Annotated in this window: 17 protein-coding genes; 15 read left to right on the top strand and 2 right to left on the bottom strand. The window is 55.8% G+C overall.

Annotation, left to right across the window (positions count from 1 at the left end):
- Window positions 1–34 precede the first annotated feature (34 nt).
- From rsmG to BMX91_RS11020, 5 genes are all read left to right on the top strand, one after another.
- A complete protein-coding gene (gene rsmG / locus BMX91_RS11040) occupies window positions 35–754 on the top strand; it encodes a 16S rRNA (guanine(527)-N(7))-methyltransferase RsmG (protein WP_092053896.1) in 720 nt (239 codons plus the stop codon).
- A gap of 148 nt (window positions 755–902) precedes the next feature.
- Window positions 903–1,772 (top strand): nucleoid occlusion protein, encoded by an 870-nt coding sequence (noc, locus tag BMX91_RS11035; RefSeq protein WP_092053892.1) that lies wholly within the window; start codon window positions 903–905, stop codon window positions 1,770–1,772.
- Between the two features lie 144 nt (window positions 1,773–1,916).
- Entirely contained in the window at window positions 1,917–2,678 is a 762-nt protein-coding gene (locus BMX91_RS11030) for a ParA family protein (RefSeq protein ID WP_092053888.1), read from the top strand.
- On the top strand, window positions 2,671–3,513 hold the full coding sequence (locus BMX91_RS11025; RefSeq protein WP_092053884.1) for a ParB/RepB/Spo0J family partition protein: 843 nt from the start codon (window positions 2,671–2,673) through the stop codon (window positions 3,511–3,513). Before BMX91_RS11030 ends, BMX91_RS11025 begins: the two co-directional genes overlap by 8 nt.
- Window positions 3,514–3,576: 63 nt before the next feature.
- Complete coding sequence (locus BMX91_RS11020; RefSeq protein WP_143059377.1) at window positions 3,577–4,314, top strand: DUF554 domain-containing protein; 738 nt, start codon at window positions 3,577–3,579, stop codon at window positions 4,312–4,314.
- Here the strand turns inward: BMX91_RS11020 and yyaC are convergent.
- Window positions 4,195–4,830, bottom strand: coding sequence for a spore protease YyaC (yyaC, locus tag BMX91_RS11015; RefSeq protein ID WP_092053881.1), 636 nt, complete (start codon window positions 4,828–4,830; stop codon window positions 4,195–4,197). The two genes, BMX91_RS11020 and yyaC, sit on opposite strands and share 120 nt — an antisense overlap.
- An 85-nt stretch (window positions 4,831–4,915) precedes the next feature.
- Here yyaC and BMX91_RS11010 point away from each other — a divergent pair, with 85 nt between their 5' ends.
- From BMX91_RS11010 to ychF, 3 genes are all read left to right on the top strand, one after another.
- Window positions 4,916–5,833 (top strand): mechanosensitive ion channel family protein, encoded by a 918-nt coding sequence (locus BMX91_RS11010; protein ID WP_092053877.1) that lies wholly within the window; start codon window positions 4,916–4,918, stop codon window positions 5,831–5,833.
- Between the two features lie 44 nt (window positions 5,834–5,877).
- Window positions 5,878–6,081: a DUF951 domain-containing protein gene (locus BMX91_RS11005; protein WP_092053873.1), complete on the top strand. Its 204-nt coding sequence runs from the start codon at window positions 5,878–5,880 to the stop codon at window positions 6,079–6,081.
- Window positions 6,082–6,170: 89 nt separating this feature from the next.
- A complete protein-coding gene (gene ychF / locus BMX91_RS11000; protein WP_092053868.1) occupies window positions 6,171–7,271 on the top strand; it encodes a redox-regulated ATPase YchF in 1,101 nt (366 codons plus the stop codon).
- 288 nt (window positions 7,272–7,559) lie between these two features.
- Here the strand turns inward: ychF and BMX91_RS10995 are convergent, their stop codons facing one another.
- A complete protein-coding gene (locus BMX91_RS10995) occupies window positions 7,560–8,168 on the bottom strand; it encodes a DUF3267 domain-containing protein (RefSeq protein WP_245744411.1) in 609 nt (202 codons plus the stop codon).
- Between the two features lie 374 nt (window positions 8,169–8,542).
- On the opposite strand from BMX91_RS10995, the gene rpsF reads away from it, so the two are divergent.
- The 7 genes from rpsF to dnaB all read left to right on the top strand — a co-directional run bounded on the left by rpsF (window position 8,543) and on the right by dnaB (window position 14,583).
- The gene (rpsF, locus tag BMX91_RS10990) at window positions 8,543–8,833 is read left to right on the top strand and encodes a 30S ribosomal protein S6 (protein ID WP_092053859.1); all 291 of its coding nucleotides are present in this window, start codon (window positions 8,543–8,545) and stop codon (window positions 8,831–8,833) included.
- A gap of 41 nt (window positions 8,834–8,874) precedes the next feature.
- On the top strand, window positions 8,875–9,387 hold the full coding sequence (gene ssb / locus BMX91_RS10985; protein WP_092053856.1) for a single-stranded DNA-binding protein: 513 nt from the start codon (window positions 8,875–8,877) through the stop codon (window positions 9,385–9,387).
- 42 nt (window positions 9,388–9,429) lie between these two features.
- Window positions 9,430–9,663, top strand: coding sequence for a 30S ribosomal protein S18 (gene rpsR, locus BMX91_RS10980; RefSeq protein ID WP_092053851.1), 234 nt, complete (start codon window positions 9,430–9,432; stop codon window positions 9,661–9,663).
- 182 nt (window positions 9,664–9,845) lie between these two features.
- Window positions 9,846–10,787 carry a YybS family protein gene (locus tag BMX91_RS10975; RefSeq protein ID WP_092053845.1) on the top strand — a complete coding sequence of 314 codons (942 nt, stop codon included), beginning with the start codon at window positions 9,846–9,848 and terminating at the stop codon, window positions 10,785–10,787.
- Between the two features lie 11 nt (window positions 10,788–10,798).
- A complete protein-coding gene (locus BMX91_RS10970) occupies window positions 10,799–12,775 on the top strand; it encodes a DHH family phosphoesterase (RefSeq protein ID WP_092053841.1) in 1,977 nt (658 codons plus the stop codon).
- Window positions 12,772–13,218 carry a 50S ribosomal protein L9 gene (rplI, locus tag BMX91_RS10965; RefSeq protein WP_092053836.1) on the top strand — a complete coding sequence of 149 codons (447 nt, stop codon included), beginning with the start codon at window positions 12,772–12,774 and terminating at the stop codon, window positions 13,216–13,218. The genes BMX91_RS10970 and rplI overlap by 4 nt, the downstream gene beginning before the upstream one ends.
- Window positions 13,219–13,230: 12 nt before the next feature.
- The gene (gene dnaB / locus BMX91_RS10960; protein WP_092053833.1) at window positions 13,231–14,583 is read left to right on the top strand and encodes a replicative DNA helicase; all 1,353 of its coding nucleotides are present in this window, start codon (window positions 13,231–13,233) and stop codon (window positions 14,581–14,583) included.
- Window positions 14,584–14,607: the final 24 nt, after the last annotated feature.

Below are 14,607 nucleotides of genomic sequence, written 5' to 3'. Positions count from 1 at the left end.
CATCGGCCTGATTTATGGAAGGGGAACCGTCTCTATGAATGAAGAACAATTTGTGCAGGAACTTGAAAAGCGCGGCATTTCGCTGAATGAACGGCAAATCGGCCAGTTCCGCCGCTACTACGAGTTGCTCGTCGAGTGGAATGAAAAGATGAATCTGACTGCCATCACGGACCGTGAACAGGTTTATCTGAAGCATTTCTACGATTCGGTGAGCGCAGCATTCCAGGCTCCGTTCGACGGGCCGCTGACTGTCTGTGACGTCGGCGCGGGCGCGGGCTTCCCAAGCATTCCGCTGAAGATCTGCTTCCCGGAACTGCGGGTGACCATCATCGATTCGCTCAACAAGCGGATCACATTCCTTGATGAGCTCGGAAAAGAGCTCGGGCTCGACCATGTCCGTTTTGTTCATTCGCGTGCTGAGGAAGCGGGACGCAATCCGGATTTCCGCGAAGCGTTCGACGTTGTGACCGCCCGCGCGGTCGCGCGTCTTCCGGTACTTGCCGAACTGTGCCTTCCGCTCGTGAAGGAAGGCGGCCGGTTTATTTCCATGAAGGCGGCGGCTGCCGGTGAAGAAATGCGGGAAGCGGAATATGCCGTGAAGCTTCTCGGCGGCCGGCTGAAGGAATCCCATTCATTCCTCCTGCCCGTCGAAGACAGCGAGCGCAACATCTTCGTCATTGAGAAAGTCGTCCGCACACCGAAGAAATACCCGCGGAAACCCGGCACCCCGGGCAAACTTCCGCTTGTTAAATAATGAATTTGCAGTTCCGCGTGTATAGCATCTGATGCTGTTTCACGTGGAACATTTTTTATATATTCTTACATTTGGACTCTCCGGGAAGGAATTTCCGGTCCCGCATCGAATTGTCTTGTAGTAGGATGTCCATAAGGGGGTGCCCGTTTTGAAAAGCACTTTCTCGCGCTTTTTCGGGAACAGCGATAAAGATGAATTGTTTGAAGCGAGCGGGGCGGAACGTTCCGAAGACGTGATCAAGGTCCGCCTGGCCGATATCATACCAAACCGTTTCCAGCCCAGAACGATCTTTGACGAAGAGAAGATCGATGAGCTGGCAAGGACCATCAATATCCACGGCGTGATCCAGCCGATTGTCGTCCGTCCGATTGAGGACGGCAAGTTTGAAATTATTGCAGGCGAACGCCGATACCGGGCGATGAAAAAGCTGAACTGGACGCAAGTGCCGGCCATCATCCGTGAGATGGACGACAAAGAGACCGCTTCTGTCGCACTCATCGAGAACCTGCAGCGGGAAGAACTGACGGCGATCGAGGAAGCCATGGCCTACGACAAACTGCTTAAGCTTCATTCCCTCACACAAGAAGCGCTTGCGCAGCGGCTCGGAAAGGGACAGTCCACGGTAGCCAACAAGCTCCGTCTCCTGAAGCTCCCTGAGCCGATCAGAAGAGGCATCCTCGACCGGGAGATTTCCGAACGGCATGCCCGTTCGCTGATTCCTCTCAAGGAAGAGGGCCTGCAGCTCCAGGTGTTCGAAGAAATCAAAGAACATCAATACAATGTCAAACAGCTGGAAGCAAGGATACAGGAAATCCTGAATCCCCCTGAGGAAGAGCCGGCCCCCGAGCAAAAGCCGAAAAAGCGTCGGAAGGCCGTCAGCAAGGACGTCCGCATCGCATTGAATACGATCCGCCAGTCTCTCTCCCTCGTTAACCAGAGCGGGATCCGCCTGCAGACGGAAGAAGAGGATGAGGAAGACTTCTATAGAATCACTGTCCGCATCCCAAAACAGAAGTAACCGCCTCTTGCCGGACCGGCAAGAGTTTTTTCTGTCGCCGGAAAGACCGTCGGGCGGAATTTTGGTAGAATAGAAGGAATGAGCCGCCCGGCCAATTGAGACCGGGCCAATACCGCAACCAAGCAGTTGGAAAGCAGGTGCATTGTGGGAAGAATCATATCGATCGCCAACCAGAAGGGCGGCGTCGGAAAAACGACGACCTCCGTCAACTTGAGCGCTTGCCTCGCCCATCTGGGCAAGAAGGTGCTCCTCATCGACACGGATCCCCAGGGGAACGCGACGAGCGGAGTCGGCATCAACAAAGGCGATGTCCAGAACTGCATATACGATGTCCTGATCGATGATGCCGAGGTCCGCAGCGCGGTCATGCAGACGAAGGTGGAGGGCCTTCATGTTCTCCCGGCGACCATTGCACTTGCCGGAGCGGAAATCGAACTGGTCTCCACGATTTCCCGTGAAGTGCGCCTCAAGCATGCGCTTGATGAGGTGAAAGGCGAGTACGATTACATCATTATCGACTGCCCGCCTTCCCTCGGCCTGCTGACGCTGAATGCGCTCACCGCATCGGACGGACTTATCATCCCGGTTCAGTGCGAATATTATGCCCTGGAAGGACTGAGCCAGCTTCTCTCGACCATCAGGCTTGTCCAGAAACATCTTAACCAGGACCTGATGATCGACGGTGTCCTCCTGACGATGTTTGATGCACGGACCAACCTCGGCATCCAGGTCATTGAAGAAGTGAAAAAGTACTTCCAGGACAAGGTGTATCATACGGTCATTGCACGCAACGTCCGGCTGAGCGAGGCACCGAGCCACGGTGAACCGATCATAGTCTACGATCCGCGGTCCCGCGGAGCTGAAGTTTATTTAGAATTGGCGAAGGAAGTGATCCGCAATGGCTAAGGGCCTAGGCAAGGGGCTGAATGCACTCTTTCCCGGAGAGTCTTTGAAACAGTCCGAACATGTGGAACAGATCGATCTGAAACTTCTGAAGCCGAATCCGTATCAGCCAAGGAAGGTGTTCGCTGAGGAAAGTCTTCAGGAACTGACTGAATCGATCCGTGAACATGGCATTCTCCAGCCGATCATCGTCCGGAAAAAAGGCCGTAAGTATGAAATCGTCGTGGGCGAGCGGAGATTCCGCGCATCCGGTGAGGCTGGGCTTGATTCGGTGCCTGCCGTCGTCCGTGATATGACCGACCAGCAAATGATGGAACTGGCGATTTTGGAGAATCTCCAGCGGGAAGACCTGAATCCGGTCGAAGAGGCGGAAGCCTATAAGCAGCTGATGGATGCTCTCAGCCTTACACAGGAACAGCTGGCATTCCGTCTCGGAAAAAGCCGGCCTCATATCGCCAACCACCTCCGCCTCCTTTCCCTGCCGGAAGAAGTCCGTTCGATGCTTTCGGAGGGACGGCTGTCGATGGGCCACGGACGTGCGCTTCTCGGAATCAAAAAGAAAGCGCAAATCGGCCCGGTCGCCCAGAAAACCGCCGCTGAAGGCCTGAATGTCCGGCAGCTTGAGGCGCTTGTCCAGCGAATGAATGAAGATGTTCCACGTGAAACTAAAAAAGAAAAGAAAGATATTTTTATCGTCGAGAAAGAAACGGAACTCCGTGACTTCTTTGGCACAAGCGTCAACATCAGAAAAACGAAGAACCGCGGAAAGATCGAAATTGAATTTTTCTCCGATGACGATCTGGAACGGATCCTCGAGCTTCTGGATCAGCAGCAATAACCATCTGCCCTTTTTCTGCTGAGAAAAAGGGCGGTCTATTTTTTGTGGAACGGGGAGATCCTTATGGCATTATTCGGAACACTGGTGAACGTGCTCCTCATCATTATCGGATCGGTCATCGGCCGGTTTCTCGGAAGGATACCCGAACGCATCAGGGAGACGGTGACCTATGCCATCGGCCTCGCAGTCATGGTCATCGGCATCCAGATGAGCTTTGCCACTTCACAGGTCATTATTGTCATCATCTCGATTGTCGTCGGAGCGGCCATTGGTGAATGGCTCGACCTGGATGGACAGTTGAACCGCCTCGGCCGCTGGATGGAATCCAAGGCAGGCAAGAGTCCCGGCGAAGATGGCCAGGGCGGCATTGCCCAGGGATTCGTCACGGCGACTCTCATCTTTGTCATCGGCTCAATGGCGGTGATCGGGGCGATCGACAGCGGGCTCCGGAACGACCATGACGTGCTGATTGCGAAGGGCATCATCGATGGCTTTACCGCGCTGATTCTCAGTTCGACGCTCGGTATCGGTGTCATCCTCTCCGTCGTACCCGTCTTTCTCTACCAGGGGGCGATCACGATGCTCGCATCGGTCATCAGCCGATTTATCCCGGATGACATGATGCAGTTTTTCATCGAAGAGATGACAGCGACCGGCGGCCTCATGATTCTTGCGATCGGACTAAACCTGATCGGGCTGACGAAGATCCGGGTGGCCAATCTCATCCCGGGCATCCTCATCGTGGCTCTCGTAACCGGACTCTTGTACGGGTTTGGTTTCATGCCGGCAGCAGGCGAGTGAGATCGCCCTGGCGGTTACACGGCTCATCATGAATGGCAGATGCAGGCGGGTATTCTGGAGGACTTCCTGGCTGTTCGGTGCCGCGGCATTGACAACGCCCTTGATCGACAGGTCTCCGATCGGCGGCAGCGTCTTTCCAACGGCCCGGCCCGGAAAAAGCGGGCGGTCTTCGATGACAATCTGTCCGATGTGTTCGGCTCTGCCAAGACAGGCATCAATCGCCACAGTGAACACATCCCCTTCTGTCTCGGCGATCCGCTGCAGATTCAGCGCATGGACCGGCATGTCGAGCGTGCCAAGGACCGGGTGGCGGAAACTGCCGGGATCCGTTAGCGCGGTTCCGGTCAGCGGCCCGTAGGCATCCCCTGTGGACCGGTCTGTCCCGATGCACACAAAGCGGACCGGCCGTTTGCCGAACGGTATGTGGCGGAGGAGGACGGAGGCGATTCTCCAGGCGGCCCCCGTCTCCGTGTAATGGAAACGACCCTGTTCAGAACTCGTCCCGATGCGGATCATATGAACCTCTTTTCTATGCGTGTTTTTGGAAGTATACGCTGGAATCTGAGAGGATATACAGGAAACAGAGGAGGTGGACACAGAAATGGCTACCGAAAAAACGGAAATACCTGCAACAGAAGAATTCAGTGAGGAAATTCAGAAGTCTTTCGATTTATTCGGCAAGGCGAAAGATGCACTTCTAAGCGAGGCACTCTGGCTGAATGTCGGCTTGATTGCCCTGAAAATCCTGCTCATCATCGTCCTTGCTGGCCTGGTCGTCCGCATCGGCAAGGCGGTCCTCAGGCGGATCTTCAGCGTCAGGCTGAAGCGTCCGCTTTCGGATCGGCGGGAACGCACACTTCTTAAACTTTTGGAAAATGTCATTTCCTACGTCGTCTACTTTGCGGCGATCCTCGCCATCTTGTCGACGTTCAATATCAATGTTGCCGGCCTCATCGCAGGGGCCGGGGTGCTCGGCCTGGCTGTCGGTTTCGGTGCGCAGAGCCTCGTCAAGGACGTCATCACCGGGTTCTTCATCATCTTTGAAGACCAGTTCTCGGTCGGTGACTATGTCCGTATCGGCGAGGCGGAGGGCACCGTCGAGGAGATCGGCCTCCGCACAACCAAGATCAAGGTCTACACGGGGGAGCTTCACATCATCCCGAACGGCAACATCCAGGAGGTCGTCAACTCGTCCATCTACAACTCATTGGCGATCATTGATGTCAGGGTCTCTTATGAGACAAATATTCCGAAAGCCGAGTCGCTGATTAAGGAATTCCTGGCGAGCCTCATGGATGATGAAAACTACGGGGATTTGCTTGCCCCGCCTGACCTGCTTGGTGTGCAGGCACTGGAACCGAACCACGTCGTCATGCGAATCTCCGCGGAAACTGCCCCGATGATGCACTTCGGTCTGGCGCGCCGGCTGCGCATGGACCTGAAGCAATTCCTCCAGGAAAACGGAATCGAGATCCCGTATCCGAAAATGGTCATGGTGGATTCGAAACCATCAGGCTGACGTGTTAGAATTATGAGGAAAGCAGAATCCCGGAGGTGGTCCCGGTGGAGCCGAAACAATATGGCATCGGAGACGTGGTCGAGATGAAAAAGCCGCACCCGTGCGGCACGAATGCATGGAAGATCATCCGCCTCGGAGCGGACATCCGGATCAAGTGCACCGGTTGCCAGCACAGCGTCATGATTCCGCGGCGCGATTTCGAGAAAAAGATGAAAAAGATGCTTGAACGTGCAGAGGCAGGGGAATGATGGACATCCCTGCCTTTTCTACTTATACTTAATTGGTTGTGAGTATCGAATTCAATGAACTGATATAGATTGAAAGGTTGTGGAAACCCATGGCATTAACTGCCGGAATCGTCGGGCTCCCGAACGTCGGGAAGTCGACCCTGTTCAACGCCATCACCAAAGCCGGGGCGGAAGCGGCAAACTACCCGTTCTGCACGATCGACCCGAACGTCGGGATCGTCGAAGTGCCTGATGCGCGCCTCGACAAACTGACGGAACTTGTCAAACCGAAAAAGACGGTGCCGACCGCATTCGAGTTCACCGATATCGCGGGGATCGTCAAAGGCGCCAGCAAAGGGGAAGGCCTCGGCAACAAATTCCTCTCGCATATCCGTGAAGTCGACGCGATCTGCCAAGTCGTCCGCTGCTTTGCCGACGAGAACATCACGCACGTATCCGGAAAGGTCAACCCGATCGATGACATTGAAATCATCAACCTCGAGCTGATTCTCGCGGACCTGGAAAGTGTCGACAAGCGCCTTACACGCGTGTCGAAGATGGTCAAGTCGAAAGACAAGGAAGCCATGATTGAAGAGCCGCTGCTGAAGCGTCTGAAAGAGGCTTTCGAGGACGAGAAGCCGGCCCGTTCCGTGGACTTCACAGAAGACGAGCTGAAGGTCGTCAAGAGCATGAACCTTCTCACGATCAAGCCGATGCTATATGTGGCAAACGTCTCGGAAGACGAGATCTCGGATCCGGACAACAACGAATACGTACAGCAGGTGCGTGAATTCGCGAAGGGCGATAATGCAGAAGTCATCGTCGTCTGCGCGAAAATCGAGGAAGAGATGGCCGAACTCGATGATGACGAGAAAGCCATGTTCCTCGAAGAACTCGGCATCGAGGAAGCCGGTCTTGACCAGCTGATCCGCGCAGCCTACAACCTGCTCGGACTGGCCACCTATTTCACGGCCGGCGAAAAGGAAGTGCGTGCCTGGACGTTCCGCAAGGGCATGAAGGCACCTCAGTGTGCTGGCGTCATCCACACCGATTTCGAACGCGGATTTATCCGCGCGGAGACGGTCTCCTATGAAGATCTGCTTGAAGCGGGGTCTATGCCCGCTGCCAAGGAAGCCGGGAAAGTCCGCCTGGAAGGCAAGGAATACGTCGTTCAGGACGGCGACGTCATGCTGTTCCGATTTAACGTTTAAACACACGAAAAAGCCCCGGATCCGCTTGTTGCGGAGCCGGGGCTTTCGTATACGTATAGAAGGAAGAAGTGCCGGAAGCGCGCATAGAATCCGGATAAACGCGCATAGAACCCACGGGAGCGCGCATAGAACGCCGGAGACCGCGCATAGGAATATATGCGCGCCCATCCGGTGTTTGAGTGAGCGCTCGCTCCGTGTCGCGACCACAATTCCCGGACGGGCCTTCACTCCGAGAGAGTACTTATTAATGAGCTTTGTGGGGACAGCAGACCGGAAAGCCGGGGACGCTCAGTTTTCAGGACCTGTGCCATCTTTCTGTGTTTCCGCCGTTCCTTGCGGATCATAGGCGTAAAGCTTCGGTTTCTCGGGGTCATCCCGGATCAGCCAGTCATCATGAAGCCGCTTGAGCTGGCGGTTCATCTCCAGGTCGCCCGCCGCCCCGCCGATCAGAAAGGCTGACAGCAGGATCAGGAGATGGCTGTCGAGCCAGATACCGATGATGCCCGGGAGGACTCCGGTCAGCCATAGCGGCAGGAGCAGCGCCCGCCGCATCGGCCTGTTCGGGAGCGGGATCTCGGTCGTCGCGTAGGCAATGCCCATTTCCAGATTCACCCCGTAAGCCATCTTCTTGAACGGCACCCCGCCGAAAATCCGGAAACCGAGCAGGTGGCACGCCTCATGAAGTACGATGAGCAAGACGTAGCCGACGGCGAACAGCAGCAATCCGAGCATGAAACCCCCGAACGAGACGGACACCGAAAGCTCTCCCCGCACGAGGAAACTGACCAGATAAAGAACGGCAACGCTTCCACCCGTCAGCCAGAGACTCTGCTTCATCACCCGCCGGAGATCCAGCTCAATCACCCGATCCGGCTCCCGCGATTCCAAATCTTCCATATTCACTTAATTGCCCCCTAGTTTTAAATGTCTGTTTGGTGTTGATTGCAGCGGAAGGCGGCGACTCCAGCGGGAATAGCTTGAGCCGAAGACCGCCGTCTGTTGCGCAACGCTTCGCGATGCACACAGACGCCAGTCTCCGTACTGGCGCCGGCTAAGGCCAAGCCCGCGGAAAGCGTCCGCCTGGAGCGAATATCAACCTGCCCCATACAACAAATTATACGACAACTTCCTTCTCCGGACTTTCCATAGAAAATAGTTGAAAACGGACAGGCACCGTGGTAGAATAAACCGATGTGAGTAAGTATTGAATATTTTACTCCTTGCCTGCCGCATCGCGGCCGGCCACAAGTCCACAAGGAGGTGACATCTTGATGAACAAGTACGAAGTTATGTACATCATCCAGCCGAAAATCGAAGATGAGGCGAAAAAAGCACTCGTTGAGCGCTTTGACGGAATCCTCACTTCAGAAGGTGCGGAAATCATCGAGTCAAAAGAATGGGGCAAGCGTCGTCTCGCTTACGAGATCAACGACTTCCGCGAAGGAATTTACCATATCGTAAAAACCAACGCACCCGCAACTGCAATCGATGAATTCACACGTCTTGCGAATATCAACGAAGACATCATCCGTCATATCGCAGTTCGCGAAGACGAGCAATGATTCTCCGTTAAACAGAATCTACAAAAGGGGGTTGTTGTCTGATGATTAACCGTGTTGTCCTGGTCGGCCGACTTACAAAGGATCCTGAACTGAAATACACGCAGTCAGGCCTCGCCGTCACCCGATTCACCCTCGCCGTGAACCGTCCGTTCACGAACCAGCGCGGAGAGCGGGATGCGGACTTTATCAACGTGGTGACCTGGAGGAAGCAGGCCGAGAACGTGGCCAACTTCCTGCGCAAAGGAAGCCTCGCGGGTGTCGATGGCCGCATTGAGACGAGCAGTTTCGACGGCCAGGACGGAAAGCGCGTCTTCATGACTGAAGTCGTTGCGGACAGCGTCCAGTTCCTGGAACCTCGCGGAGCAGGCGGCGATCGCAGCCAGCAGGGCTCCCCGTCTTATGGGAACCAGCCTCAGCAAAGCCAGCCGTCCTTCAACAATAACAATTATCAGGGGCAATCCCCGAATCAGAATAACTATACACGCACCGATGATGATCCGTTCTCGCCGGGCGGCGGTCCGATCGAAGTATCGGACGACGACCTGCCGTTCTGATCATCACGCCGGTCAATCCAAGAATAAAGGAGGCGAACCAGTATGGCACCACGTCGCGGACGCAGACGCCGTAAGGTCTGCTACTTCACGTCCAACAACATCACGCGCATCGACTACAAAGAAGTCGATCTGCTTAAGAAATTCATCTCCGAGCGCGGGAAAATCCTCCCACGCCGTGTGACGGGTACTAGCGCAAAATGGCAGCGCAAGCTTACAGTTGCCATCAAGCGTGCCCGTATCATGGGTCTTCTTCCATTCACTACGGAAGAGCGCTGATCATGAGAACAAAAGACGTTCCGGCCCATGCCGGGATGTCTTTTTTCTATCCGGGGGACGGGCGCTGCGGGCAACCGCGGGAGGCCCGTCCCCTTTTTGGTCCCGGCAGGAAAACATGATACAATGATAGGAAGATTCCACTTGAAAAAACGGTGGATATCCTATTGGAAAGAAGGCTGACCATGGGTAACGACAACGCGAGAAGACTGACCTTCGGCGCGATGATGGCCGCCTTGTTCACACTGCTCGCGGCCATCACTTATTATGTGCCGGTACTCGGTGTGCTCACGGTGTTCTTCATCCCGCTGCCGGTGGCGCTCTACAGTGCGCGCTACAGCCGGGGCCCGTCCCTGACGGTGACGGGCGCGGGGGTCATTCTCTCCTTCCTGATCGCCGGTCCTGGCGGGCTGATTCTGGCCCTGCTGAATGCTCCTGTCGGATTCATCATCGGGGACGGTATAAGGACCGGCAAGTCCAAACTGTATATTTTCATGGCGTCGGGGCTCGCGGTCCTCATCACCGGGGTACTGCAGTACGCGGCCGCCGCACTATTGCTGAATATGAACATCATCGCTGAAATGACCGGACAGATGCGTGCGATGTACGCCCAGGCGGGGGAAATGATGGACCGCATGGGCCAGAAGCCGGCAGAATATGATGAGATGGTTTCCGTTGCTCTGTTGCAGGTGGAAACGCTCATCCCGTCCGCATTCATCTTCGTTTCGTACGGGACCGCTTTCGTGACGCTTGCCATCCTCTTCCCGGTTATGCGGAAGCTGGGTACGGCGGTGCCGAAGTTTTCCAGGTTCCGTGACATGAGGCTGCCTGCGGTTCTCCTCCTCTACTATGTCATCGTGCTGGTCGCGTCACTGATCGGTGAATTCGAGCCCGGATCGACGGGCTATCTGATCGTCATGAATGCGATGCTGATCCTGCGCACGCTCTTTTTCCTGCAGGGTCTGTCATTGATCGCGTATCTCCTCCATGCCTCCGGCAAACCGGGCTGGCTCCTCCTGTTCGCGGTCTTCCTGGCGCCGCTGCTGTTCCCGATCATCTCTTTGCTCGGGATCATCGACATCGGCTTCAAGCTGAGGGGATTCATTACAGGAAGCAAAGGAAAGTGAGTGGCTGACGAATGGGAAGTTTTTTCAGACAACGGCCGATACGGACACCGCTTGCGGTCCTGACGGTGCTTTTTCTCGGGGCGACCGTCCCGATCTGGATTTATAATCAATGGGCGGCCGTCGCATGGCTGATCGTCGCCGTCCTTGCACTTGCAGCCGCCTGGCGGATGGAAGCGAGGACCTATGCGGAGACCGAAAAGCATATCGAGAACCTGTCCGTCCGGATGAAGAAGGTCGGTGAGGAAGCACTCCTCGAAATGCCGATCGGCATCATCCTCATCAACGACCAGTTCACGATCGAGTGGGCAAACCCCTACATGTCCCAGCTGCTTGAGCACGACACGCTCATCGGCGAGGAGCTGTTCGGGCTGTCTGAGGATTTCAAGACCTTCATCAAGGACGGAGCCGATCATGAAGGGGTTCTCTCCCTCGGCAACCGGAAATACAAGGTCATCTACAAGCCGGATGAAAAGCTGTTCTATCTGTTCGACATCACCGAACAGCTGGAAATCGAAACGCTTTACTATGCCGACCGGACTGTGCTCGGCATGATACTGGTCGATAACTATGACGAGCTTTCCTCCGGCATGGACGACCAGACGAAAAGCAGGCTGAACAGCCTGGTGACCACCCGCATCAACGACTGGGGCGCCGAATACGGCATTTATGTGAAACGGTTCAGCTCTGACCGTTTCCTCGCCGTCCTGAACGAGTCGATCCTCCACGATCTCGAGAAAGACAAGTTCCGCGTTCTCGATTCAATCCGTGAAGAGACGGCAAGGGAAAGCTCGGCACTCACCCTCTCCATCGGAATCGGAGCTGACTCCGCTTCTCTCCCGGAGCTGGGGGAACTCGCCCAGTCCGGCCTTGATCTCGTCCTCGGGCGCGGAGGCGACCAGGTGGCGATCAAGCAGCCGAGCGGCCGTGTCAAATTCTACGGAGGCAAGACAAATCCCGTCGAGAAGCGTACGCGGGTCCGTGCGCGCGTCATCTCACATGCACTGCGCGACCTGATCCAGGAAAGCGACAAAGTGGTCATCATGGGCCACAAGCTGCCCGACATGGATGCCATCGGGGCGGCTGTCGGCGTGCGCAGGATGGCGCATCTCAACGGCGTCGAAGGCTATGTCGTCATCAATCCGGACGAGCTCGACGCAAGCGTCCTCCGCCTCATGGAAGAAATCCGCTCGGAGCCGGACCTGTACCGGCACTTTATCACGCCGGATGATGCACTCGGCATCATCACGGACCGGACACTCCTCGTCATCGTAGATACGCACCGTCCGAATTTCGTCGTAGACGAAAGGCTCCTGGGCAAGGCGGAAAAAACAGTCGTCATCGACCATCACCGGCGCGGTGAGGAATTCATTGAAGATACTTTGCTCGTCTATATGGAGCCGTATGCATCCTCGACGGCTGAGCTCATAACAGAACTCCTTGAATACCAGCCGAAGGGCGAAAAAATTCTGCCGCTCGAGGCCACCACGATGCTGGCCGGCATCGTCGTCGATACGAAGAGCTTTACACTCAGGACGGGCTCCCGTACATTTGAGGCGGCTTCCTACCTCCGTTCTAACGGAGCCGATACGGTTCTGATCCAGCGGTTCATGAGGGAAGACATCGGCACGTATCTGGAACGGGCGGACATCATCCGGACGGTGGATATTCTCGAGGGCGGCATCGCCATTGCGCACGGAGCCGAAGGCCAGGTGCACAGTCCGGTCCTCGTCGCCCAGACAGCGGATACGCTGCTCACGATGAAGGGCGTCGTCGCGTCGTTTGTCGTGGCACTCCGGCCTGAAGGACGGGTCGGCATCAGCGCACGTTCTCTAGGAGACCTGAATGTCCAGCTGATCGCGGAAAGGCTTGGCGGAGGCGGACACCTCACCAATGCAGCGGCACAACTCGATACGGACTCTGTCAGTGAGGCACTGGCCATGCTGACAGATACGATATATGAAATGACAGAAGGGGGAACAGAAGAATGAAAGTAATCTTCCTCAAAGACGTAAAAGGCAAGGCGAAAAAAGGAGACATCAAGGAAGTCTCCGTCGGTTACGCACAGAACTTCCTGTTCAAGAACAATGTCGCCGTCGAAGCGACAGCAGCGAATATGAGCAAGCTCGAAGGCCAGAAAAAACGCGCCGAGAAAGATGCTGCCGAAGAACTGGCCGATGCAAATAACCTGAAGGGCCAACTCGAGCAGCTGACGGTTGAGCTCAAGGCGAAATCGGGTGAGGGCGGCCGGCTGTTCGGCTCGATCACGACGAAGCAGATCGCTTCGGCGCTTGAAAAGCAGCAGGGCATCAAGATCGACAAGCGGAAGATGGACCTTCCGGATGCCATTCGCGCACTCGGCTACACCAATGTTCCGATCAAGCTCCATCCGGACGTCACTGCGACGCTCAAGGTGCACGTGACGGAAGAATAAGGAGAGAACGGAATGGAACAGCAGTTTGACCGCATCCCGCCACACAACAACGAAGCCGAACAGTCGGTGATCGGGGCGATCTTCCTCGAGCCGCAGGCGCTCATCACGGCGGCGGAGACGCTCGTGCCTGAAGATTTCTACCGGGTCTCCCACCAGAAAATCTTCAGGACAATGGTGACCCTCAGCGACCGCGGCCAGGCAATTGACGTCGTTACCGTCACCGAGGAACTTTCGGCAAAAAAAGAGCTTGAGGACGTCGGGGGCATCTCTTACCTTACCGAGATTGCCAATGCCGTACCGACAGCGGCGAACGTTGCTTATTATGCGAAAATCGTTGAGGAGAAGGCACTTCTCCGGAGGCTGATCCGGACTGCGACGGGCATTGTCGAAGACGGCTTCACCCGTGAGGATGAGGTCGATGCGGTGCTTGCAGAGGCCGAGAAGAAGATGATGGAGGTTGCCAGCCGGAAAAATGCGGGTGACTTCAAGCACATCAAGGATGTCCTCGTCCAGACCTACGACAATATTGAACTGCTCCATACACGGAAAGGCGAGGTCACCGGTATTCCGACAGGGTTCCGTGACCTCGACCACATCACAGCAGGTTTCCAGCGCAACGACCTGATCATCGTTGCAGCCCGTCCGTCTGTCGGTAAGACGGCATTCGCGCTGAACGTCTCACAGAACGTGGCGACGAAAGCCGGCGAGAATGTCGCCATCTTCAGCCTCGAGATGGGCGCTGACCAGCTGGTCATGCGGATGCTCTGTGCGGAAGGGAATATTGACGCGCAGGTGCTGCGGACGGGGGCACTGGAAGCCGAAGACTGGCGGAAGCTCACGATGGCGATGGGAAGTTTGTCGAACGCCGGCATCTTCATCGATGATACACCCGGCATACGTGTGAGCGAAATCCGCTCCAAATGCCGCCGGCTCAAGCAGGAACATGGACTGGGCATGATCATGATCGACTACCTTCAGCTGATCCAGGGCAGCGGCAAACCCGGCGAGAACCGCCAGCAGGAAGTCTCGGAAATCTCCCGCTCGCTCAAAGGCCTCGCCCGGGAACTGGAAGTGCCTGTCATTGCCCTGTCGCAGCTGTCGCGTGGCGTCGAGCAGAGGCAGGACAAGCGCCCGATGATGTCCGACCTGCGTGAATCGGGTTCGATCGAGCAGGATGCCGATATCGTCTCATTCCTTTACCGCGAGGATTATTATGACAAAGAGACCGAAGACCAGAACATGATTGAAATCATCGTCGCGAAGCAGCGGAATGGCCCGACCGGTACGGTAAAACTCGCATTTGTGAAGGAATACAACAAATTCGTCAATGTCGACTGGAGCCAACATGAGGCACCACCGGCATAACTTTAAAACCCGAACGTTCGATGC

Origin of the sequence: Bhargavaea ginsengi (genome assembly GCF_900109165.1) — a bacterium.
In the GTDB taxonomy this organism is placed as follows: domain Bacteria; phylum Bacillota; class Bacilli; order Bacillales_A; family Planococcaceae; genus Bhargavaea; species Bhargavaea ginsengi.
The sequence above is the reverse complement of the archived record's forward strand: the minus strand, read 5'-3'. Positions and strand labels throughout refer to the sequence as shown.

Coding starts and splice junctions, on each gene's coding strand:
- rpsF (WP_092053859.1), top strand. CDS start 8,543: ATGAACAAGTACGAAGTTATGTACATCATCCAGCCGAAAATCGAAGAT.
- BMX91_RS11025 (WP_092053884.1), top strand. CDS start 2,671: ATGGCTAAGGGCCTAGGCAAGGGGCTGAATGCACTCTTTCCCGGAGAG.
- ychF (WP_092053868.1), top strand. CDS start 6,171: ATGGCATTAACTGCCGGAATCGTCGGGCTCCCGAACGTCGGGAAGTCG.
- BMX91_RS11010 (WP_092053877.1), top strand. CDS start 4,916: ATGGCTACCGAAAAAACGGAAATACCTGCAACAGAAGAATTCAGTGAG.
- BMX91_RS10995 (WP_245744411.1), bottom strand. CDS start 8,168: ATGGAAGATTTGGAATCGCGGGAGCCGGATCGGGTGATTGAGCTGGAT.
- rpsR (WP_092053851.1), top strand. CDS start 9,430: ATGGCACCACGTCGCGGACGCAGACGCCGTAAGGTCTGCTACTTCACG.
- rsmG (WP_092053896.1), top strand. CDS start 35: ATGAATGAAGAACAATTTGTGCAGGAACTTGAAAAGCGCGGCATTTCG.
- rplI (WP_092053836.1), top strand. CDS start 12,772: ATGAAAGTAATCTTCCTCAAAGACGTAAAAGGCAAGGCGAAAAAAGGA.
- BMX91_RS10970 (WP_092053841.1), top strand. CDS start 10,799: ATGGGAAGTTTTTTCAGACAACGGCCGATACGGACACCGCTTGCGGTC.
- yyaC (WP_092053881.1), bottom strand. CDS start 4,830: ATGATCCGCATCGGGACGAGTTCTGAACAGGGTCGTTTCCATTACACG.
- dnaB (WP_092053833.1), top strand. CDS start 13,231: ATGGAACAGCAGTTTGACCGCATCCCGCCACACAACAACGAAGCCGAA.
- ssb (WP_092053856.1), top strand. CDS start 8,875: ATGATTAACCGTGTTGTCCTGGTCGGCCGACTTACAAAGGATCCTGAA.
- BMX91_RS10975 (WP_092053845.1), top strand. CDS start 9,846: ATGGGTAACGACAACGCGAGAAGACTGACCTTCGGCGCGATGATGGCC.
- BMX91_RS11020 (WP_143059377.1), top strand. CDS start 3,577: ATGGCATTATTCGGAACACTGGTGAACGTGCTCCTCATCATTATCGGA.